The following is a 20,779-nucleotide window of genomic DNA, read 5'->3' as shown; positions in this document are numbered from 1 at the left end:
TATCCATAGGCTGATAATTCTTTAGAAGGCAACACCTCATCAATGGGGACAGCTATTATTGTCTTTTGTCTAATCGACTTACTAGGTAGACATAAACTGCTAGAAGATTCAGCAGGAATACAGTCATCACTTTTCAAGTATTTTCATCCTTTCGCTAATATTGTGTTATGCCCATCTTATTCTAGTGGTTGGATTATTGTTAACACTTTAAATGAAATACAGGAAAAGGTACGCAGGATTAGATACTCTAATGTTAAGCACAATGACCATTTGGTGAAGAAAGGAGCTGTTAATGATGGCATGTAAGCATGAAAACAATGAAACGATTTCTATTAGTGGGACAGATGAAACAATCACTATTTGCCGTGACTGTGGTAAGGAGCTTTAAGCCAGGAACGGATATATAACAAAGCGTTGGTATATCAATGTTTTGACGTTTTATTTCACGATATTTGTAAAAAAGCTCCCATCACCATACGAAAAAGTTGAAAATTTTATAAAAACGATGGGCTACTCATATCAAGTTCAAGATGTGATTGAAGCGTATAAAAATAAACATGGAAAGTTTTATATGAGCTATACCATGAAAGATTGTTGTAACAATCTAAAAGAAGAATTAGATATTTTGGTAGCGAAAGGCTATTAAACATAATGTCAATTTGGTGAAGAAAGGAGTATTAACATGCAAAGAGAATATTTTTGTGCCAACTGTGGGCTTTATTACTGGGAGCAATATCCGTCAGCGCCAATTTGTCCAGACGAAAATTGTTCTTCACATAATTCGGAAGATGGGCAATATCGCTATGCGTGTGACTCAATGGGATTTGCTTATTTTGCAAAAGACCACAGTGAAACTATTAAAAAAATTGCTTGGTCATCAGCTAGATATGCCCATGAGAATGCACTAAATCATTATAAGCAACATGGGGTCCAAATAAAATAAGTTAACATTCGAACCATTATACGAAGGGGGCGTCAGTAATGAAATGTGAATGTGGTTCAACCGAATTTCACTGTTATTTTCATCACGTCAGCAAGGGAATTGAGCGTTTTAGATGTTTAAAATGCAATAATCGTTATGAGTTGCAAGCGGAATCAATAATGAAATTGGATTCGCCAGCCTTGAGCTTAGATGAACAGGCTTGGCAAAATTTTAGAGCGAAAATCAATATTATCTAGCACTAAACACAATGACCGAACGAGGTGATATTTTGAATACATTAATTAAGTATGAACGAAAAGCACGTTATAAAAGTTTGCGCAAATTAAGAAGAGCGAGGGACGCTGCTAGTAAAGCAATTAAAGTAAAACCGAGTGCATGGACGCTAAAAAGAGTTGAACGAAGGTTTTATGCTGATTTAAATTCAAGTGAAAAAACATTAGCACTATTAATATATAGAAAAATGCCGAAAAATTTAAGACCATCAAAACCACTAATTCCAAGAAAATGAAAAAGGAGAGAAAAAATAAAATGAATTTTAACGAATATCAAGAATTAGCTGCAAGAACAGCAAATGAACATGAAGGCGAGCTAGTAAACTATGGATTAGGCATTGCAGGAGAAGCTGGGGAGGTTGCTGATTTAATTAAAAAAGCAATATTTCATGGACATACCATAAATAATGTAGAAGTGAAGAAAGAGCTAGGGGATGTATTGTGGTACTTAGCAAACATTGCGCGGTTGGCAGGCTTAGAGTTAAATGATATAGCGCAAGCCAACATAGACAAGCTTAAAAAGCGTTATCCGACTGGATTTAACAGAGAAGCAAGTATTAACCGTAAGGAGTGATAAACAATGGAACAAGAACTTTTAGAGCAACAAACTATTGACAGAGTATCTCAAATAGCAGCACAGCAAGCAATTAAAACATATGAAGAAACAAAAGCTAATGTAAATGCGCGTGAATATAACAAACGTCTATACAATGCAAAGTTACTACTGAAGCATTATGACGAACTAAAAACTTATGTAGAAAAAGTAGATTATAAAGCGAAAGTATCTGTTCCTAAGTTAATGATTTCAGAAAAAGAAAATATTATAAATTTAATAGAGTTTGGTGGGGACATTGTAAAATCAATCAAACAAACATCGCAAACTACAATAGCAATGATACAGTACCTTGATAGAGCATTGGACACATTAGAATATATTTATAAACAAGAAAATAATGCACGAGATTTTGAAATAGTTAAAATGTATTATTTCGAAAAAAAGAAAAGTGACATAGTTGCAGAGCGTTATAGTATTAATAAGCGCAGTGTATACAAAATAATTAACAATGTTGCAGAGAGGTTAGCTATTTTGTTGTTCGGCATTTATGGTATAAAGCTAGAATAGCTAGGGCGTTTTTGGGGCAACAATAGGGCATACATTTCATGCTATAATGATAGTGTAGGAATTTCATGAATGCATAGGAGCTATCCATTTATTTTGGATAGTTCCTTTTATTATGCATTTGAAAGGATGAAAGAAATGCATACTACAACAGAACGTAACCAACAGTTACTTCAATTTATCGCTGATGGCGAACTAATGAAGTTTTATAAAAGCAAAGAATGGAGAGCGTTACGTAAGAAAGCTATAAAGCGTGACAATGCAGAGTGTCAGCATTGTAAAAAGCTTGGAAATGTAACTACACGCAATACAATCAACGAGCGTGGTAAACCAACAAAAATGGACGTCAATCATATAAAGCCTGTTAAGACACATCCGCACTTAGCACTTGTATTAGATAACTTAGAATATTTATGCGTCGATTGTCACAACAAGGCAGATGGCAAAGACGAAATGATAAAGCGATATGGACAAACAAATAAATTCACAAATGATGAAAGGTGGTAACAAAATGACCTTTGAGGAAGCTGTAGAGCAAGAATACACAATTCTTGTAGCGAATGCACAAATAGCATACGAGCTAAGGAAAAAATATAAAAAAGATATATTTAAAAGCATTGGTATTGGCATGATGTCAGAAAAACTTTACGGGCTAACAAAATTATATGTGGATCAAAAACTTTACTTTGATAATTACGATATGTTAGAGCGGATGGAGCGAGCAGTAAAAGCAAAGGTGATTTATGGTAATGTGCCAGATACAGAGATTGTGAACGATTATTGATTAAGGCATATGGTCATTGCTTTCAAATGTAATAGAAAGGTGGTAATGGAATGACCTTCAATGAAGCGTTAGAGCTAGATAGGATGACAATATTTGTTGCAGATATTAAAACGGCTAGAGAATTAAAAAAGAAATATAAAAAAGTTGCGTTTAAAAGTATTCGTTCACGTAATTTAGATGCATTAAGGTACGTATATATTGACAGGAATTTATGTGCTGCTTTCCCAGAACAAATAAAGAAAATCACAAAAGGTGCGTGGAATGTAGAGTTTGGTAGAGTGCCAGATACAGAGGTTAAGAATGCTTATTAAAAATGGTGGATGGTCATTTGATACAGATGAAATAAATGCTTCAATTACAAAAGGTGAGCGTGACATGCTCAACGCTTTTAATAAGTATGCATATTGGCGTTACAAACAGATACGTGACTGTGTAAACACTCGTAAGTGCAAGCATATGACTGTAGACAAAGTACGTGGACAATTGATAGAGGAAAGAAAATTAGCTCTAACAATCAAAGTGTTGCGAATAACGAACGAAGAAATATTTTACATCATTGATTACGCAGACAAGCATTTGAAATATATAAAATAGACACCCCCCCTTAAAAAAATTCGACTTTTATTTAGGGGACTGTTCAACGGGAGGGGTTATGTACTCGCAAGTTTTTTTGTCTTTTCTCGCGTAAGGGGGGTGGGGGAATGAATAAAAGGAAATTAAATGCTATCAAAAAAGAACTAATGAAGATAGCGAACAAAGATAGTAATGTAGAAATTGAGAAAGTGGAGCGCTATATAAATTTAGTGGAAATATACTATATGCTGGATGAAGCAATTACTGAATTTGGTGTAATGATTACGACTGAAAATGGTTCACAAAAATTCACGAAACCCAACCCAGCAATCGCAGAAAAGAATAAAATTAATGCGTCAATCATTGCGCTCGGTAAAGATTTAGGTATAGATAAACCACTGAATATACAAAATGTAAACAGTGGCAACAGCAACAGTAAAGCTGATTTAACTTAATATGCTGAAACAAAAATACGTAGAAGAATATATTAAACTTTACCGAGAAGGAAAAATTAAATTTAACAAAGAACGTGAATTATTAATTGAATACTTGGAACGTGATGTACTGTCACGTGACGATTTATATTTTAATGATGAAATGATTGAGGATTGTATAAAATTCGGGGAAAAATGGTATTTCCCATTGAATGTTTATCAAAAATTCTTAATTGCTTTCATCTTTTTATTTTATAAAAAAAATGACCGAGTTTTTTATAGAAAGTTTTTATGGATGTTAGGGCGCGGTGGTGGGAAAAACGGTTTAATAACAGTGGTCTGTAATTTTCTGATTAGTGATTTACATGGCATAAAAGAATACAATATTTCGGTTGTGGCAAACTCGGAGGACCAAGCGAAAACATCCGTAGAAGAGGCGGAAAAAACAATTAAAAGAAGTAGCGTTTTAAGTAGTTATTTTAAAGCTACAGCTACAAGAATAATTTCGAAATTAACTGATAGTGTATTTACTTATCGGACATCTAATGGGAATACAAAAGATGGTTTGCGAGATGGGGCAGTAGTATTTGATGAAATACATTATTTTGAGACAAATAAAGATGTACGTGTGCACATTTCGGGATTAGGGAAAAAACCGAATCCGAGAGAATTTTATATTGGAACAGATGGCTATATTCGAGATGGATTTTTAGACAAATTAAAAGAACGTGCAATGAATGTGCTAACTGGTAAAGCTAGAATTAATGCTATATTCCCTTTTATTTGTAAGTTAGATGATGAAAGGGAAGTTGACAATTCAGAACTATGGGAAAAAGCTAATCCGATGCTATCAGAACCTAGAAGTGAGTATGCACAAGGGTTATTTGAAACAATTTATGAAGAATATGACGACTTAGAGGAAGACCCTTCAAATCGTTCTGAATTTATGACAAAACGTATGAACTGCCCTGAAACAGACTTACAAACATCTGTAGCAACATGGGAAGAAATCGAGGCAGCTACTAAAGAGGAAATACCAGATTTACGAGGGCATGAATGCATTGGTTGTTTAGATTTTGCTAGTATTCGAGATTTTGCAGCATGTGGGCTATTATTTAGACCAGAAGGGAAATATGCATTTAAAACACATTCATTTGTTCGTAAGGAATTTGCGGACATTTTTTATTCTTACTCTAAAAAACGTAAAGAAGATGATGAAAAACGAGTAATAGCACCTATTCGCGAATGGAAAGAAAAAGGGCTACTTACTGTTATTGATGAGCCAACAATTAACATTGAGCACATAGTACACTATTTTGTAGAGGCTCGAAAAGAATATCGAATCAAGAAAATTATTATTGATAACTTTAGAGCAGATTTAGTACGAACTGCTTTAGAAAATGAAGGTTTTGAAATTGAAGTTATTAAAAATCCGAAAGCAGCAGATGCATTATTAGCGCCAAGAATAGAAACAGCATTTGCTAATAATCAAATTATGTTTGGTAATAATCCATTAATGCGTTGGTACACTAATAACGTACTTGTGGTGACAAAAAAAGATGGGAATAAAGAATATACAAAAAAAGAGCCAATTCGTAGAAAAACAGATGGTTTTGACTGTTTTGTAACTGGGATGTGGAGAGCAGATGAAATATTAGTTGCCAAAGTTATTACAAAAGAAAATGTAAAACGTGCTATTAAGACGTATAGCTATTAGGGGGTGTTGAAGTGGGATTATGGCGTTGGGTAAAGTCATTTTTTAAAAATGGTGAATTAACGAGTTTAAAAGATTGTTACCATGAACTATCAGAGGAATATTACTATAAAAAATTAGCTATTGAAACATGTGTAAATTTAATAGCGAATGCTTTAAGTAGGTGTGAAATAAAAACCTATAAGGATGGCAAAGTATTTGTAGGGAATATGTATTATGCATTAAATGTAGAGCCTAATCAAAATCAAAATGCGACTGCGTTTTTTCATAAGGCAATTCGAAAATTTATTTACGATAAAGAATGTTTGATTGTGATGGAAAATGATAATTTTTATATAGCAGATAGTTTTGATGTAAAAGAATATGCTTTCGTAGAAAATGTGTATTCGGATATTGTTATTAGTGGTTACGCATTGAAAGAATCGAAAAAAGAATCAGAAGTAATTCGCTTGAAATTAACAGATGAAAACATTTTAAATGTTATTAATGATTTATATACTTCACATGGCAAAATGATTGAAGCTGCTAAAAGTTATTACAAACTAAAGAATAATAAACGTGTATTAATAACTGGAGATTTTTTAAGAGCACAAGATGATGAAATACAGAAAGAAATAGATAACATGTTTGAAACACAATTGAAAAATTGGTTTGACCCAAACAAAAAAAGTGTAGCTTTTCAATTGCAGAATGGTTATGAATTTAATGATATGTCAGATTCCAAAGCAGGCTTAACAATCGACAGTAGAGATATTAGTAATTTAGTAGATGATATTATAAATTATGTAGCAATGGCTTTTCACACCCCAAGAGGACTCCTAAAAGGTGATATAGCAGATTTAGAGGGGCAAGTGGAAAGCTTTATTATGTTTGCACTAAAACCAAATGCAGAAATGATGGAAGATGAATTTAACCGAAAAGCGTATACAAAAGAGGAATATTTAAACAGGACATATATGAAAATTGATACATCAAAAGTTAAAGCTTCTGACATAACAGATATAGCACCAGCTTTAGATAAGTTATTTGCGATTGGATTCACATTGAATGAAATATTTGAAGAAATGGGGCGTGAAAAAGTAGATGAACCTATTGCAAACATTCGACACATAACTAAAAATTACCAAACGATTGAACAAGCATTGAAAGGGGGTGAATGACAATGAATAATGCATTGATAAGACATTTTTTAAATTATCAAAATGAGGCATATATGAAACAACTAGAAGAAATTGAATATCGTTTCGAGGCGAATCATAACGCAGAAAAAAAGCTAACTGAAATTACAATGTACGGTATTTTTGCTTCTTCGATGTGGAGTGATACAATTTCAGCAAAACGGGTAGCACAAGTTTTAGAGGATGCAAAAGGAAACGATATAATCATTCACCTTAATAGTCCAGGGGGCGATGTGTCAGAAGGCATTGCAATAGCAAATCGACTACTTAAATACTCTGGCCAGGTAACAACATATGTAGATGGTTTTGCATGTTCGGCGGCATCTTTAATGCTTATGGTATCTGATAATACGGTTATGGGTGTTGGCTCAATGGTTATGATACATCCTGTTTCTACATTTGTTTATGGAGATGAGGACGCATTATTAAAAGAAGCTAAAGTTTTAGAAAAAATGACACAAAGCGCAATTGATATTTATATGCTGAAAGCTAAAGTTGAACGAGATGAAATTGCAACGATGGTTAGAAATGAAACGTGGTTTACGGCACATGAAGCGTTGGCGATTGGATTTGCTACAGAGTTATCTGAACATGTCCAACAACCAAAAGAAAATAAATTAAATGCGGAGCAATACAAAAATAATGTGCTGGCAAAGTTTATGCAACATAAACCAGAACAGCCATTACAACAAAATACTGTATTAAATAAATTCAAGCGCGGCTCAAATGAGTAGGCGTTTTTATTTTGAAAAAATAAGGAGGTCATTTTAATGACAATTAAAAATTTAGATAATGAACCAAAAAAATTCAATATGGAAGAGCAAATAGCTGGCTTAAAATTAGCATTTGAAAATGGTGATGCAACGGAAGTCGCACAACGAATCGTTGAGCAGTATATGAATAATGCAGCTTACTATGAAGACATGATGAATACCACAATTCGCGAAGCAAAACGTGCAACAGAAATGCAATGGGATGAATCAGTATTAGCATCGCGTGGTGTTCGTAAATTAACAAACGAAGAGCGTAAATTCTACAGCCAAGCAATCGAAGTAGAATCATTTGATGAAGTATTAAAGTTAATGCCCCCAACTGTCTACGAGCGTGTATTTGAAGATTTAGCACAGGACCATGTATTACTATCACGCATTAACTTTTCTCCGTTGGGAGCTACAACGCAATGGGTTTTACGCAAAGAAGGAGCTACAACGGCATATTGGGGCGATGTGTGCGATGAGATACAAGAAATGGTTGACAGTGGATTCAGAACAATTGAAGCAAAAGCGTACAAATTAAGTGGTTTTCTAGTGGTGTGCAAAGCGATGTTCGAACTTGGTCCAGAATGGTTAGACCGTTATGTACGTGCAATTATCGCAGAAGTAGTAGCAACAGAGTTGGAAAGTGTCATTGTAAATGGAAATGGAAATAAACAACCTATCGGAATGATGCGCGATATGGATGCTCCTGTAGTTAGCGGCGTGTATGCAGAAAAGTCAACTGTAGAACTGGTAGCATTTACTCCGTTAGAAGTAGGGAAGAAAATTCTAGCTCCATCAACACGTGGCGGAACACGTGATGCACAAGGCGTAGTGTTAATGATTAATCCATTTGACTTCTATGATAAGTTATTCGCATACGGGGTTAAACAGCGTGACGATGGCGTATGGATGTTTGGTAATTTCCCTGTACCAGATTTAGAAATTATCAAAACGCCAGCAATGCCGTTAAATAGAATGGTTAGTGGTAAACCAAAAGACTATTGGTTAGGGGCGGGAACAGCAACATTAGAATCGTCAGACCATGTTCGTATGATTGAAGACCAACGATTATACTTAACACGTCAATTAATCAATGGTCAACCATTAGACAATGATGCATTTACAGTATTTGATATTACTAATATAAGTATTGACAGCGACCAAAACAACGATGAAGGTAACGAAATACCAACACCGTAAATAAGGGAGGGAACACATATGGACAATATTTCAGCAAGAGTTGTAAATGAATTTAACGAAGAACAGCACAATAACCATCATTATAAAGCAGATGACGTATATCCAGCAGAAGGATATGAAGCAAAGGAAGAGCGTGTATACTTTTTAACGGGTATACATCCGAAATATAAAAAAATCTTTTTGGCAGATGTAACGGAATTTAAGGAACCAGCAGAAAACGAGGAAAGTAAGAATGATTTGGGAGTAGAGAAAAATGATTTTCCTAAGCATCTTGGAGCGGGGCGTTATGAATTGTCAGATGGTTCAAAAGTAAAGGGGAAAGAAGAGGCTATTAAAGCGGAAAACGCATTGAAAAGCGGTGATTAATTATGGATGAATTACTCACAGGTTTAAAAAGTCGCCTGCATATTACGTGGGATGATGAAGATACGGACTTAGAAAAAATTATAAAACGAGCAAAGGCTTACTTCAAACGATTGACGGGTAAGTCTTTTTCTTTTGGTCCAGAGGACGATGAAACCGAATTGCTGTATGAACGGTGTAGATATGTTTATAACAATGCTGTGGATGAGTTCGAACTAAATTTTGACAAAGAATTAAAGAGGTTAATACTCGATGTGGCGTTAGAAAAGAGAAAAGAGGGGTGAAAATGGCGAACAAGAAAATTCGTGATAAGCTGAACGATGGTTTTCTACAATATGGAAAAAAGGAAACAGAACGTTCGGAGCGTGGAAAACGGATTGGAGAAATATTCATTCCGCTTGGAAAATTGGCTTTTGAAGAAATGACGTGTCGCGATGAAGATTATTCATTTGCCCACTCGATGAACAGCATCTTATCTTTAAAAGTACGCACATTATATCCACCAAACTTAAGAGGAATTAGTAAAAATAAGCTAAAAGTGGTTGTGAATGAAATAGAGTATGACGTAATAAAAGTTGATAAAAATAAAGAAAAATCATACTTATACTTTCTTTTACAGGAGGTGGGTACGTATGAGCAGAACGAAACAGAAAATGAATCAACAAATTGATGAAATGCTAGCAGCATTAAAAACATTTGATTTACTAATTTTTGAAGATGAAATAGCCGAAGATGAACAAGAGAGATTTAAAAAAAATGGACATCATTTTTTTGTGTATGCAACTGGTGACTTCATAAAAAATGATGATAAAAAAACACTCACACAAGATATTGCTATTTATTATTATTCTGAAAACTTGCCTGACTTGGACGAACGCATTATTGATATTGTCGAAGCGCTACCAGAAAATAAGTTATTTACATTGGTGCGTATAGGTAAACAACGATTACAACGGAAAGATACAGATAGTTTTGTTGATCGAATTATCTTTATGTATAACCGAACTATCGTGATGCAGAGGTGTATAACATGAGAGCTATGATTGAATATGGTGATATCACAGGTTTAGAAGAAAAAATAAAGTCACTGCCGAATGATGCTGAAAGTGTAATAAATCGTATTTTGCACACGAAAGGGCTAGAAATAGCAACGCACGAAATGACAAATTTAATACCTGTTTCCAAAAGAAATAGTAAACATGCTAAACATAGTAAATGGTATGCATTCGAAACACCGCATTTACAATTTGTTTTGAAATCCAAAGGCGGAGCAGCTAATAAAAAAGGTAGTTTCGGCTACTTGGTTTTCCCCGATGAAGGTAGGGGACCAAGTAATTTAATTGAACAGAATTTTAGTGGTCGAGCGATGCAAAGAGCAACGCCAAAAATATTACAAGAACTAAGCGAAGGCTTAGATAATTTATTAAGGGAGGGCTTATAATGCCAGAACAAGTTATTGAACAGTTTGACGCATGGAATATCAAGAATGCTTCAATTCAATTTAAAAAAGGAGGTGTACAACAAACAGGAACGAAATTTGGTTGCGTTGGTAGTTTATCAGTGGAGCCAGAAACAACGATGTTAACAAAACGTTGTGGTCGTGCTGTACAAAAGGAAAAAGCGGTAACAACAAAATTAAATGTAACAGTGAGTGCTCATATTGAAGTGGCTGTATTACGTGACATTTTTGGACTATCGAATGCGGAGTTAAAAGATGGCGTATACAGCTATGGAGCTAATTCTATTGGTTCTGATTTTGTATTTACGGCAGATGTAGTAGATGATTTTGAAGAATTAACAAAATTAATCGCGTTCCCTAATGCATCTAGCGCAACAGGTATGACGCTAAATATTGATACATCGCAGGAAGAACTAGCGATGGTCGAACTAACATTTAGTGCAGCAGCCGATGTAAAAAATCAATTTTACTATGAAGCAATTACAGCCGAATTAGAAGATGAAGAAATAGCGGAACAATGGCATACGCAGTTTAATCGAGCATTGGTTGAGCAAGTACCCACGCCTTAATAAAATTAAGTATTTAAGAAGTGCCTTATGCAGATTTTGCATGAGGTGCTTTTTTATTTGACTAAAACAAATGGAGGAATTTGTATGAAAATCGAAACAGTGGAATTAAGCGAAGTTGAATTTGTGGAAGTTGATGGGGGATGGGAAAAGAAAGTTGTTAGTACAAAAAGGCATCCAGCATTTTTAACAAATGCGGCAATTAAACGTGGCTATGATATGGGAATTTTAGAATCGAGTTTATTTGAGGATTTGTTAAAAATTAAAGGGCTGGAAATATTGTCTAAAGAGCAAATTGAAGGCGTAGATGAGGAAAAACAGGCATCTGAATTTATGGAGGTATTGGATGAGCAACGAATGCAGTCCGTAATTTATCTTGGCGTACTAGGTGCTAATAAAAATTTAGGTTTGACGTTTGATGAATTTTTAGAACTGTACCATTACCAATTAACTGATACGACCAAAATTTATGCAAATTTAATCGTTGGTCTTTTAGCAGGCAATAACGAGTTTGCTACGGCTTTACAAAAAGAAACGAAAAAAATTACTAAACCGTCAAGTCAAACAGGTCAAAAGAAAAAAAAGCACCGCCGCTAAAAGTGCAACACGTAGAAGACCGTTACACACTTTATGTACTTTTAGCAAATATTGACGCGGAAACATTCTGGAACGCACCAGTTGCTACAGTAGAGCGCATCTATGACAACAAGCTGGCGTTTGATGGATGGCGCAATGCGGAGGTGTAACCTTGGCGAACAATAACAATAATGAAGTGAGAATAACCTTCAAAGCATTTAATCAAGAGTTTAACAATGCAGTGAAGGGCATGAATGATGAAACGAAAAAATTGCGTCAAGAAATGAAGTTGCAAGAAGAGCAGATGAAACATGGTTCCACCGAATCAGAAAAGTTAGAAGCTAGTTTAAATGGATTGCAAAAAATATATGAACTTACTCAAAGGAAAACGGCTGAAACAGCAGCCGCTTTAGCACGTGCACGCGACCAATGGGGGGAAAACTCCGTTGAAGCAAAACGTTATGAAGAGTTATTAAAACGTGCGCAAATCGCAGAACAACAAGCAGCTAATGCAATTACAGCAAAGCAGCAAGCTTTAGAAAGAGCAAGGCAAGCACAAGAAGACCAAACGAAATCTTTGCGTCAATTGCAAAATTTATTTACAGCTACAAATACATCTATAGAGGATTTTTCAAACGTTCTAGGACGAGATTTGACACGTGCTATTCAAGCGGGTACAGCCAATGCTAATCAATTAGATAGAGCGTTTAATCAAATTGCTCAAACAACACAACACTCGGCAGTAAATGTACAAGAATTGCGACAGGTTTTGTCGCAGCTAGATAGTGGCGCGAGTGTTGAAACGGTACAAAATGGGTTACGTGCATTAAATAATGTGACACGTACTACAGCAGATGAAATCAAGCAATTACAGCAAGCTATGCGTTTAGAGCAAGAACAAATGAGGCATACAGCCACTGAATCCGATAAATTAAATGCAAAATTGAGAAGTTTAGAAGCGATTCATGCTGCTATGCAACGTGAAACACAAGAAACAGCAGCACAGTTACAAGCGGCAAAGGCGGCTTATGGAGAAAACTCTAGGCAAGTACAACAACTAGAAGCTCAATTACAGCAAGCGCGTATTGCACAGCAGCAAATGGCGAACTCCATGACGGAAACGCGCCAAGCAGTACAAACGCAAGAAAATGCTTTTAATCAATTACGTGCTTTGTTTCAAACAACAGGGCGCTCTTTAAACGATTTTACGGATTTGTTGGGTAGTGATTTAACACGCGCTATTCAAAATGGAACAGCGAATGCAAATGATTTAAACAGAGCTTTTGATCGCATTGCTCAATCAGCAGTAGGAGCTGGCGCAGATATTAACGAAGTCAGACAGGTTTTAGCGCGTTTAGATGGTTCAAATATAGAAGAAATTCGAAGAGATTTAGAGCGTTTAGGCGCAGAGACAGAAGAGGCAACAACAAGCATAAGGGATATGGGTGAGGCGCTAGCAGGCGCGGCGACAGCAGCAATAGGTATGTCAACAGCAATCAGTGAATCATTAGATGCTGCCAGTTTAAATACTAAAATTGATTTAACATTTGCTGTGTCTGATGAATCAAAAGAAAGTATCAGACAAGTAACGAGAGATGTACAGTCATTTGGAGTAGGGGCAGAGGAAGCACTAGAAGGCGTTAGACGTCAATGGGCTTTAAATCGAGATGCAACAGACGAGGCAAATGCCGAAGTGGTAAAAGGCGCTGCGGCTATAGCACGAGCGTATGACGGCATCGACTTTATAGAGCTAATTCAAGAGACGAATGAAATAGGAAAAGAATTAAAAATATCAGACCAAGCAGCACTAGATTTAGTAAATAATTTATTACGTGTCGGTTTTCCCCCAGAGCAGTTAGATATTATTGCAGAGTATGGACAACAATTGCAACGCGCGGGATTTGAAGCAAAAGAGATACAGGGCATTATGGCTGCGGCTGTTGCTAGTGGTAGTTGGAATATTGATAACTTACTGGATGGTCTGAAAGAAGGTCGTGTTCGAGCAGCAGAAATGGGCGTTGAGCTTACAACTGGAATGAAGGACGCTGTACGTGAGGCTGTAGGAACAACCGAAAAAATATCTGACGAACAATTATCGGCTATGCAAAAAGGCTTGGCGCAACAAGAAGCTGCTTTATCAAAGTCATTAGATAACCGAACAAATGCAATAGCTAAAAGTCATAGACAGCAACAGAGTGCTTTAGATAAGCAATTAAGTAATGAATTTAATGCAGTATCAAAAAACTATGAAAAACAACAAAAAGCATTAGAAAAATCATTAAGTGCTAGTTATGATGCGACTGTAAAAAATTACGAAAAGCAACAAAAAGAGCTTGAAAAATCACTTGAAAAAGAGCTTCGTGATTTTGAAAAATTATCAGAAGAAAAAATAAAAATCATTGATAAAGAGTATTTAGAAAAAATGAAGTTGATTGATGAAGATAAATACAATCAACTGAAAGCGTTAGATGCTCAAATTGATGCATTAAATGCTCAAACAGATGCAGAAGATAAAGCGATTAAACAGAAAGAAACTGCTGAAAAACGCGCAGAACTAGCAACAAAAGCGCGCAATGCGAAAACAGTTGCGGAACGTCAAGAAGCAGATAAAGCCATTCGTGATTTTGAAGAAAAATTACAATTGGAAGCGACACGTGAGCAACGTAAAAATCAAATTGATAATTTGAAATCTCAAAAAGATAACGTGAAAGAAGCCTCTGATGCTCAAAAAGACGCGCTCAAATCTGAAACAGATGAACGTAAAGAGCAAGTAAAAGAGCAAATAAATAACGAAAAAGACGCAATGAAAGAGCGTCACAGCGTTATTAAGGAAGATTTTCAACAACGAAAGCAAGAGGAACTAAAGGCATTAAGTGAATCGAATAAAGCACAAATAGATGCTTTGCGTGAAGTGAATCAAGCTCGATTATCGTCATTGCGCGAAGAACATAATGCACGTAAAAACGCATTAAGTGAACGGCTGTCTAATGAAATGAATGCGGTACGAGAAGCTCATAAGGCAGAATTAGATTCATTTAAAGAGATGAATAAAGAAAAATTAGAACTAGCTAAGAATCCACCAGATAGCGCAGCCGTTCAAGCGGTATTTAATCAACTTGAAGGTTTCGGGAGAGCGATAGCAGAAGGTGGAGAGGAAGGTTCAAAAGCATTTGAAGACATGGTGGCGTGGCTAGCTAGTATAGAGGATGCTACGTTAAGAAACGCCATTGGAACAGAAATTTTCGGTACGATGTGGGAAGATCAGGGCGAACACATCGTGAATTCGATTATGAATGCAGACGAAGCTTTAGCACAAATGGAAGAAACGCAACAAAGTGTAAATGAACTTCAAGAAGGTTTTGAGGAAGATCCTTATATTGAAATTGCCAATGCTATCAATCAAATTAGAGAAGCCCTAGATCCGTTAATGGGTGTATTAGCAGCAGTCATATCACAAATTGCTAATTTTGCAGCTAAAAACCCTGAAATAACTTCATTAATTGTAGGCGTTGTTGGTGCAATTGGGACGTTAACTGGAGCATTTTTTGCCTTATCGCCAGTGATTGGGTTTGTACAAAAATTATTCGGTACAGGTGGACTTTCATCTGTTTTGAGTAAGATAGGACCTGTCATTACAGGATTAGCAACTAAAATACTACCAGCTTTACGAATTGCATTTGGTCTACTAACTGGACCAATCGGAATGGCAGTAACGGTAATAACGGTAGCAGCAACGCTAATTATAAAATATTGGGAGCCAATATCTAAGTTTTTCTCGGATTTATGGGAAGGAATCAAAAAAATATTTTCTGACACGATTACAGCAATTTGGGATTTTGTGAAGAAATATTGGGATTTGATACTTGCTGCCATAACATCACCCGTAGGCGTTGCAGTTAAATTTGTTAAGGACAATTGGGAAGATATTAAAAAAGCAACAAAAGATATTTTTGATAACGTTTGGTCCACTGTTAAGGGGACATGGGACAAGATATACAATGCTATTAAATCACCAATAGAAAGTGCACGTGATGCAGTGAAAGACGCCATCGAGAAAATAAAAGGATTTTTCAAATTTAACTTTGAATGGCCGAAACTTAAAGTACCGAAATTCAGCTTAAAGGGTAGTATAAATCCACTTGATTGGTTTGGAGAAGGTCTACCTAAAATTGATATACAATGGCACGCAAAGGGGGCTGTTTTTAGTAAACCTACTTTATTTAATACAAGCAGAGGATTACGAGGTGTAGGGGAAGCTGGACCAGAGGCAGTATTACCACTTAACGAACGTGTATTGGGAAGTATTGGGGATGCGATATTTGCAGCATCGGGAGCGCAACAAGCTGGACCAACAAATATATATAATTACGAACGCATGATGGAAGGTGCAACATTTAATATTCGCGAGGAAGCAGATATTCACAAACTTGCAAGAGAACTATTCACTATTCAACAACGAGATAGAAAGGGGCGTTAAAATGAACGACATGAGTTTTAAAGGCATTCATTGCAGTACGATGGGGTTAGAGGTCATGGACACCGAACGCCCCTTGTTTGGTGAATTTTGTGACGAGTATATCAAGTTACCTAAAATAAATGGTGATATTGTTATTGGTGATAACAGTGAATCAGATATAGAATTGAGAATACAATTTTTAATTACACCACAAGAAGGGCAATCATACTACGATGCATTACGCGCTATACGTCCTTATTTTAAGTCAGCCAATAAAGAGCAATTAATATTTGATAATGACCCATCTTATGCATACATGGCTAAGTTAACAAATGTTGATACAATTGAGCAAATAGTAAATGAAGGCTTATTTTGGGTAACATTTAGATGTTCACCTGATATGGTGGTGGTGACATGAGCTATACTATCAATGTTTTAAATCCATCGCTTACAGTTGTTGGTACGCTAAGTAATATAAAAAACGTGGAAATATACGAAGTAATAAACAATCAATATATAGCTGATGTTGAAATAGTTGAAAATACTTTTCCATCATTTTTGCAATATCCGAACATGTTAGAAATAGACAATGACTACTTTATGATTGCTGATATAGACAAGCAACGCGACAATAGTAAGTCTATTAAAATATCGCTAGAACATATTAGTTATAAGCTAAATAATCCTTCTCTAGCCCCGTATATTCCTGTTGATGAAAATGGCGAGGCAATGGAAGAATTTTATGAAGGTGACATATATCAAGTCATATCACAAATGTGGGACGGCATAAATCAATTTACGATTGGAACAAATGTAGCAGGCTACTTTTATTACAGACCAAGCGCAAAAGGCGGCAGAAGCCGTATACAAGAGTTCGCACGACAAAATGGCTTAGAAGTAGAGTATAACAAGTTTAATATATATATTTGGGGCAGACGTGGAGCTAATAAAGGATTGGAGTTGCGCGTAGGTGAGAATGTGCGTAGCGTATCACAAAAAATTACACTAAACGATGATTTTTATATTGAGTACGCACACGAAGTAGATATTATAGATTTTTCTAAAATGTCGGGGCATTATCATGTTGCTATTGCTAGTGCGGATATTGGCGATACGGTGCGCATTATTGATACAGATTTAGCTATTGATGCATTGGAGCGTATTGTAGCAAAACGTTATAACCCGATGTTTAAGCAAATCCCTAAATTAGACGTTGGGCAAGTGATGCGCGATATAGTCAATGTAATAAATGAAAAAGATGAAGATAAGGAACAAAAGGAAGACCCAGCAGCAAACTATTTTTTGCGCACATGGCAAATTGGTGATGTCAATTGTATGGAGTTGAGCGGTATAGAACTGGATGAAGACGAAGTATTACCTGATGGTATTTCAGCTAACATCAATTACTATATACAAGGCGAGAAAAAAAGTATGTCACTCGCTGTTAAATCTCAATACAGTAATTATTATGTGTATATTGGAGAATGGTATGAAGATAATACTTATGTAGAATATCAATTATCTGATGTAGCCAGTTCGATAGGCACGTGGGAACTACCCAAGCCAAAAATGCAGGCAATTAGCGTTACTGTAAGCGAAGTGCCACTAGAAAGCTATAATCCAGCTCAACACAACTTGCGCGACTATGGTATTAAGTTTAACAAAGCCTATATTGAGCCGTTACGAGAGTTTAAGGTTGGGCGGCATAATTTATTGGCATCCAATACAACAGTTGATACAGAGGACGGAAATATCGAAATAGACGACTTCAAGCATACTATTAACTACAACCTTATGGAAGAAAATGCAGGTGTCAAATTATCATTAAATCGTGAATATAGCAACTATAAAACTTATATCACTATTTATAATAGTGAGGGTAACACTACAACATATGATTATGACGCAATAAAGGACCAACTAGCAAATTGGAAACTACCACGATTGAATGCTGAATACTTGCTAGTGACTGTGCAAGAAAAATCAAACGCAGAATTTGATCCAGCACAACATAAACAAGTACACTATGGCGTGAAATTTGAACAAGTTCCCATTGCGCCACTATATTCATGTAAAATCGGGGCAGTAGAGTGCTTAAATTTAAGCGGCTTTGAGGTAACTCCAAGTCCAGCATTAAATGAAATACAATGCGAAATATTTTATGAAGAATTAGAAGAGCTAGAAGGTTTAAGTATTACCCTAAAACGTGACTATCGCACTTACAAAATATATATCACAACCTACGACAATAAAGGTGTAGCGACCAGTAGAGAATATGACAGCATTAAAAATTGGACGTTCCCACGCAAAGCGGTTATGTATATGTACATTGAAGTGTTAGAAGTTGAGCGCGGAGAATTTAATCCATCGCAACATAGGCGTGCACAATACGCTGTACGATTTACACAGCGAGATAATGAGCCACTAGACCCTTTAGGGCCACAGGATTATTTAGAGTACGAGACTGTGACAGCAGGAGCAGCAACATTTATGTTTGAAAACACATACGATAAACTTATATCTGTCGTTACAGGAATCGGAATGTATGATGGCACTCATGTAATTAAAGAAACTTGGACAGCTATTACAGAAGATGAAAAAATAATCGGCATTGAAATTGCGTTAAAAAACAATATCAATAATGAGAATGTAAAAATAAGTGTACAAGCAGTTGGTAGAATTGGGGTGGAAGAAAATGTTTAGTGGAGGAAAAGGAACGGAGAAAGACCCATTTATTATCGAAACTGCCGAAGATTTGATGAATGTACGTATCAAAAATATGGAATATCCTTTTTATCATTATCGACAAAATGCTCATATTGATTTAACTGGTGTGGAATGGTTACCAATCGGCAATCCAATGCTTGGAAGCCCAACTTTCATGGGAAACTATGATGGCGGTGGCTGGAAAATCAGAAATTTAAAAATGGTCACAAATATTTATTATGCAGGTTTATTTGGAGTGTGTACCCAATCTGCTAAATTAACTAATATACACATTGAAAATGCTTATATAGAGGGAACTGCAAGTATTGTTGCAGCTATACTATCATCTGTGTTGGCAGATTATGTAATAGTCGAAAATTGTAGTGTAGAAGGTAAAATATACGTACCATATAGTTATAGTAGCGTAGGAGGATTAGCGGTTTCGTCTGGGAGTGAACAAAATATAAAGATTAACAAATGTTATGTAGATGCAGAGTTAACAGGTGATTATGTTGCAATGTTAATGACTTATCCCCAAGGAGATATAACGAACTGTTTCACAAAAGGACAAATGTTTGCAGCACAGGAAGATTATGCAGAACAACATGGAATTGTAGGTGTGATTCAGGGGAATGAAGCGAGATTAAAAAATTGTTATAGCATAGCAATGTTCAGTAATAGCGCCAAATATGCTAAGAATAGTCTTATTAGTATGGATAATGAGCAAGAGTTGCAACCTCAAAATTGCTATGTAGATGTTGAGAGGTATGGAACAAATGATGGGTGGATTGTAGGTCTTGACTATTACGGTGCATCACAATTTGTCAGAGGAACAGACAATAAACTTTATCATAAAAAGCAAAATCAAATCGGAACGGACTATAGAGGCTCTCCACATCCAAGCGACCCGAATTATAACCCAAATTGGGGAAATCCATTCTATGATGCAGAGCCAATAAGTGGAGATAGTTGGTCAGAATTTTGGACAAGTGTTTTAGGAAATCCGGATTTTACGATAGCTCGTACAACAGCACAAATGCTGACAAAATCGAATTATCAAGGCTGGGACTTTGAAAACGTATGGAAATGGGTTGAAGGTGACTACCCACAATTACGCTTTCCATTACCTCATAAAGTGAAGAAATGTAAAGCGATGAAATTAGGCGCATTACTCACAGGAAGGAGATAAACATATGAGCATAAATAATAAAAAGTTAATACGTGACGCACTTGGTAGCCCTATTCCTCAAATTTACGACGAGGGAAAGGGTATTTTTATTGCCTCTACAGGCGGTACTGGTGATGCGTCTAGTATTGATTTTACAAAGATAAAACTAATACGTGACGCGCTTGGAGGGGTGATACCACAATATTTCGATATGATACAAAGTAAGTTTGTACCAGTGACCATTGAAGGAGGGGGAGGTGGTGGACAAGGAAAAGACGGTAGCAAGTGGTTCTTCGGCGAGAATGAACCAGATAATGGTGGGGGCGCAGACGGAGATTATTATTTGCAGTCGAATGGTAATGTGTGGAATAAGCAAAGTAGTGTATGGGTATTCACAGGGATAAATTTGCAAGGAGACGATGCAGATTTGACCGAGCTAGAACATATAGTTACCGCACACTTGGACAAAGATGTGTATACCGCAAACGGTGTACATGGACTAAAAATAG

Annotated in this window: 27 protein-coding genes; all 27 read left to right on the top strand. The window is 36.0% G+C overall.

Annotated features, from left to right (window positions below):
* The first annotated feature begins 682 nt into the window (after positions 1–682).
* The gene (locus tag C9J34_RS03155; protein ID WP_107838406.1) at positions 683–943 is read left to right on the top strand and encodes a hypothetical protein; all 261 of its coding nucleotides are present in this window, start codon (positions 683–685) and stop codon (positions 941–943) included.
* 38 nt (positions 944–981) lie between these two features.
* On the top strand, positions 982–1,179 hold the full coding sequence (locus C9J34_RS03150; RefSeq protein WP_107838405.1) for a hypothetical protein: 198 nt from the start codon (positions 982–984) through the stop codon (positions 1,177–1,179).
* Between the two features lie 32 nt (positions 1,180–1,211).
* On the top strand, positions 1,212–1,451 hold the full coding sequence (locus C9J34_RS03145; protein ID WP_107838404.1) for a hypothetical protein: 240 nt from the start codon (positions 1,212–1,214) through the stop codon (positions 1,449–1,451).
* Positions 1,452–1,471: 20 nt separating this feature from the next.
* The gene (locus C9J34_RS03140) at positions 1,472–1,789 is read left to right on the top strand and encodes a nucleoside triphosphate pyrophosphohydrolase family protein (protein ID WP_107838403.1); all 318 of its coding nucleotides are present in this window, start codon (positions 1,472–1,474) and stop codon (positions 1,787–1,789) included.
* Positions 1,790–1,795: 6 nt separating this feature from the next.
* Positions 1,796–2,338, top strand: coding sequence for a hypothetical protein (locus C9J34_RS03135; RefSeq protein ID WP_107838402.1), 543 nt, complete (start codon positions 1,796–1,798; stop codon positions 2,336–2,338).
* Positions 2,339–2,473: 135 nt separating this feature from the next.
* Positions 2,474–2,842, top strand: a complete 369-nt coding sequence (locus tag C9J34_RS03130; RefSeq protein ID WP_238600546.1) for an HNH endonuclease — start codon at positions 2,474–2,476, stop codon at positions 2,840–2,842.
* Between the two features lie 4 nt (positions 2,843–2,846).
* The gene (locus C9J34_RS03125; RefSeq protein WP_107838401.1) at positions 2,847–3,119 is read left to right on the top strand and encodes a hypothetical protein; all 273 of its coding nucleotides are present in this window, start codon (positions 2,847–2,849) and stop codon (positions 3,117–3,119) included.
* A gap of 50 nt (positions 3,120–3,169) precedes the next feature.
* Positions 3,170–3,430 (top strand): hypothetical protein, encoded by a 261-nt coding sequence (locus C9J34_RS03120; protein ID WP_107838400.1) that lies wholly within the window; start codon positions 3,170–3,172, stop codon positions 3,428–3,430.
* On the top strand, positions 3,420–3,713 hold the full coding sequence (locus C9J34_RS03115; RefSeq protein WP_107838399.1) for a hypothetical protein: 294 nt from the start codon (positions 3,420–3,422) through the stop codon (positions 3,711–3,713). Before C9J34_RS03120 ends, C9J34_RS03115 begins: the two co-directional genes overlap by 11 nt.
* Positions 3,714–3,820: 107 nt before the next feature.
* A complete protein-coding gene (locus C9J34_RS03110; RefSeq protein ID WP_107838398.1) occupies positions 3,821–4,147 on the top strand; it encodes a P27 family phage terminase small subunit in 327 nt (108 codons plus the stop codon).
* Position 4,148: 1 nt separating this feature from the next.
* Positions 4,149–5,843, top strand: coding sequence for a terminase TerL endonuclease subunit (locus C9J34_RS03105; protein ID WP_107838397.1), 1,695 nt, complete (start codon positions 4,149–4,151; stop codon positions 5,841–5,843).
* Positions 5,844–5,854: 11 nt separating this feature from the next.
* The gene (locus C9J34_RS03100) at positions 5,855–7,000 is read left to right on the top strand and encodes a phage portal protein (protein ID WP_107838396.1); all 1,146 of its coding nucleotides are present in this window, start codon (positions 5,855–5,857) and stop codon (positions 6,998–7,000) included.
* Between the two features lie 2 nt (positions 7,001–7,002).
* Entirely contained in the window at positions 7,003–7,752 is a 750-nt protein-coding gene (locus C9J34_RS03095) for a head maturation protease, ClpP-related (protein ID WP_193768874.1), read from the top strand.
* A gap of 36 nt (positions 7,753–7,788) precedes the next feature.
* On the top strand, positions 7,789–8,976 hold the full coding sequence (locus C9J34_RS03090) for a phage major capsid protein (protein ID WP_107838394.1): 1,188 nt from the start codon (positions 7,789–7,791) through the stop codon (positions 8,974–8,976).
* A gap of 18 nt (positions 8,977–8,994) precedes the next feature.
* A complete protein-coding gene (locus C9J34_RS03085) occupies positions 8,995–9,342 on the top strand; it encodes a hypothetical protein (RefSeq protein WP_107838393.1) in 348 nt (115 codons plus the stop codon).
* 2 nt (positions 9,343–9,344) lie between these two features.
* Positions 9,345–9,623, top strand: coding sequence for a phage head-tail connector protein (locus C9J34_RS03080; protein ID WP_107838392.1), 279 nt, complete (start codon positions 9,345–9,347; stop codon positions 9,621–9,623).
* A 2-nt stretch (positions 9,624–9,625) separates the two neighbouring features.
* Positions 9,626–10,009, top strand: a complete 384-nt coding sequence (locus tag C9J34_RS03075; RefSeq protein WP_107838391.1) for a head-tail adaptor protein — start codon at positions 9,626–9,628, stop codon at positions 10,007–10,009.
* A complete protein-coding gene (locus C9J34_RS03070) occupies positions 9,972–10,373 on the top strand; it encodes a hypothetical protein (RefSeq protein ID WP_153062603.1) in 402 nt (133 codons plus the stop codon). The genes C9J34_RS03075 and C9J34_RS03070 overlap by 38 nt, the downstream gene beginning before the upstream one ends.
* A 5-nt stretch (positions 10,374–10,378) precedes the next feature.
* Complete coding sequence (locus tag C9J34_RS03065) at positions 10,379–10,780, top strand: hypothetical protein (protein WP_338016186.1); 402 nt, start codon at positions 10,379–10,381, stop codon at positions 10,778–10,780.
* Positions 10,780–11,367: a phage tail protein gene (locus tag C9J34_RS03060; protein WP_107838388.1), complete on the top strand. Its 588-nt coding sequence runs from the start codon at positions 10,780–10,782 to the stop codon at positions 11,365–11,367. The genes C9J34_RS03065 and C9J34_RS03060 overlap by 1 nt, the downstream gene beginning before the upstream one ends.
* Before the next feature lie 84 nt (positions 11,368–11,451).
* On the top strand, positions 11,452–11,961 hold the full coding sequence (locus tag C9J34_RS03055; protein WP_107838387.1) for a hypothetical protein: 510 nt from the start codon (positions 11,452–11,454) through the stop codon (positions 11,959–11,961).
* Positions 11,962–11,963: 2 nt separating this feature from the next.
* Positions 11,964–12,110, top strand: coding sequence for a hypothetical protein (locus C9J34_RS21800; protein WP_193768873.1), 147 nt, complete (start codon positions 11,964–11,966; stop codon positions 12,108–12,110).
* Between the two features lie 2 nt (positions 12,111–12,112).
* Positions 12,113–16,417: a tape measure protein gene (locus C9J34_RS03050; protein ID WP_107838386.1), complete on the top strand. Its 4,305-nt coding sequence runs from the start codon at positions 12,113–12,115 to the stop codon at positions 16,415–16,417.
* Between the two features lies 1 nt (position 16,418).
* On the top strand, positions 16,419–16,814 hold the full coding sequence (locus C9J34_RS03045; RefSeq protein WP_107838385.1) for a distal tail protein Dit: 396 nt from the start codon (positions 16,419–16,421) through the stop codon (positions 16,812–16,814).
* Positions 16,811–19,099 carry a phage tail spike protein gene (locus C9J34_RS03040; protein ID WP_107838384.1) on the top strand — a complete coding sequence of 763 codons (2,289 nt, stop codon included), beginning with the start codon at positions 16,811–16,813 and terminating at the stop codon, positions 19,097–19,099. The genes C9J34_RS03045 and C9J34_RS03040 overlap by 4 nt, the downstream gene beginning before the upstream one ends.
* A complete protein-coding gene (locus C9J34_RS03035; protein ID WP_107838383.1) occupies positions 19,092–20,291 on the top strand; it encodes a hypothetical protein in 1,200 nt (399 codons plus the stop codon). Before C9J34_RS03040 ends, C9J34_RS03035 begins: the two co-directional genes overlap by 8 nt.
* A 4-nt stretch (positions 20,292–20,295) precedes the next feature.
* A partial coding sequence (locus tag C9J34_RS03030) for a hypothetical protein (protein WP_153062602.1) occupies positions 20,296–20,779 on the top strand: 484 nt, incomplete at its 3' end.

The organism is Metasolibacillus meyeri (assembly GCF_003049505.1).
GTDB classification, from domain to species: domain Bacteria; phylum Bacillota; class Bacilli; order Bacillales_A; family Planococcaceae; genus Metasolibacillus; species Metasolibacillus meyeri.
Note: the sequence above shows the minus strand (reverse complement) of the source record. Positions and strands in the feature narration are given on the sequence as shown.

What these genes read in the sequence shown, in the direction of transcription:
- C9J34_RS03155 (WP_107838406.1), top strand. Translation starts at nt 683, where the DNA reads ATGCAAAGAGAATATTTTTGTGCCAACTGTGGGCTTTATTACTGGGAG.
- C9J34_RS03150 (WP_107838405.1), top strand. Translation starts at nt 982, where the DNA reads ATGAAATGTGAATGTGGTTCAACCGAATTTCACTGTTATTTTCATCAC.
- C9J34_RS03140 (WP_107838403.1), top strand. Translation starts at nt 1,472, where the DNA reads ATGAATTTTAACGAATATCAAGAATTAGCTGCAAGAACAGCAAATGAA.
- C9J34_RS03135 (WP_107838402.1), top strand. Translation starts at nt 1,796, where the DNA reads ATGGAACAAGAACTTTTAGAGCAACAAACTATTGACAGAGTATCTCAA.
- C9J34_RS03130 (WP_238600546.1), top strand. Translation starts at nt 2,474, where the DNA reads ATGCATACTACAACAGAACGTAACCAACAGTTACTTCAATTTATCGCT.
- C9J34_RS03125 (WP_107838401.1), top strand. Translation starts at nt 2,847, where the DNA reads ATGACCTTTGAGGAAGCTGTAGAGCAAGAATACACAATTCTTGTAGCG.
- C9J34_RS03120 (WP_107838400.1), top strand. Translation starts at nt 3,170, where the DNA reads ATGACCTTCAATGAAGCGTTAGAGCTAGATAGGATGACAATATTTGTT.
- C9J34_RS03115 (WP_107838399.1), top strand. Translation starts at nt 3,420, where the DNA reads ATGCTTATTAAAAATGGTGGATGGTCATTTGATACAGATGAAATAAAT.
- C9J34_RS03110 (WP_107838398.1), top strand. Translation starts at nt 3,821, where the DNA reads ATGAATAAAAGGAAATTAAATGCTATCAAAAAAGAACTAATGAAGATA.
- C9J34_RS03105 (WP_107838397.1), top strand. Translation starts at nt 4,149, where the DNA reads ATGCTGAAACAAAAATACGTAGAAGAATATATTAAACTTTACCGAGAA.
- C9J34_RS03095 (WP_193768874.1), top strand. Translation starts at nt 7,003, where the DNA reads ATGAATAATGCATTGATAAGACATTTTTTAAATTATCAAAATGAGGCA.
- C9J34_RS03090 (WP_107838394.1), top strand. Translation starts at nt 7,789, where the DNA reads ATGACAATTAAAAATTTAGATAATGAACCAAAAAAATTCAATATGGAA.
- C9J34_RS03085 (WP_107838393.1), top strand. Translation starts at nt 8,995, where the DNA reads ATGGACAATATTTCAGCAAGAGTTGTAAATGAATTTAACGAAGAACAG.
- C9J34_RS03080 (WP_107838392.1), top strand. Translation starts at nt 9,345, where the DNA reads ATGGATGAATTACTCACAGGTTTAAAAAGTCGCCTGCATATTACGTGG.
- C9J34_RS03075 (WP_107838391.1), top strand. Translation starts at nt 9,626, where the DNA reads ATGGCGAACAAGAAAATTCGTGATAAGCTGAACGATGGTTTTCTACAA.
- C9J34_RS03070 (WP_153062603.1), top strand. Translation starts at nt 9,972, where the DNA reads ATGAGCAGAACGAAACAGAAAATGAATCAACAAATTGATGAAATGCTA.
- C9J34_RS03065 (WP_338016186.1), top strand. Translation starts at nt 10,379, where the DNA reads ATGATTGAATATGGTGATATCACAGGTTTAGAAGAAAAAATAAAGTCA.
- C9J34_RS03060 (WP_107838388.1), top strand. Translation starts at nt 10,780, where the DNA reads ATGCCAGAACAAGTTATTGAACAGTTTGACGCATGGAATATCAAGAAT.
- C9J34_RS03055 (WP_107838387.1), top strand. Translation starts at nt 11,452, where the DNA reads ATGAAAATCGAAACAGTGGAATTAAGCGAAGTTGAATTTGTGGAAGTT.
- C9J34_RS03045 (WP_107838385.1), top strand. Translation starts at nt 16,419, where the DNA reads ATGAACGACATGAGTTTTAAAGGCATTCATTGCAGTACGATGGGGTTA.
- C9J34_RS03040 (WP_107838384.1), top strand. Translation starts at nt 16,811, where the DNA reads ATGAGCTATACTATCAATGTTTTAAATCCATCGCTTACAGTTGTTGGT.
- C9J34_RS03035 (WP_107838383.1), top strand. Translation starts at nt 19,092, where the DNA reads ATGTTTAGTGGAGGAAAAGGAACGGAGAAAGACCCATTTATTATCGAA.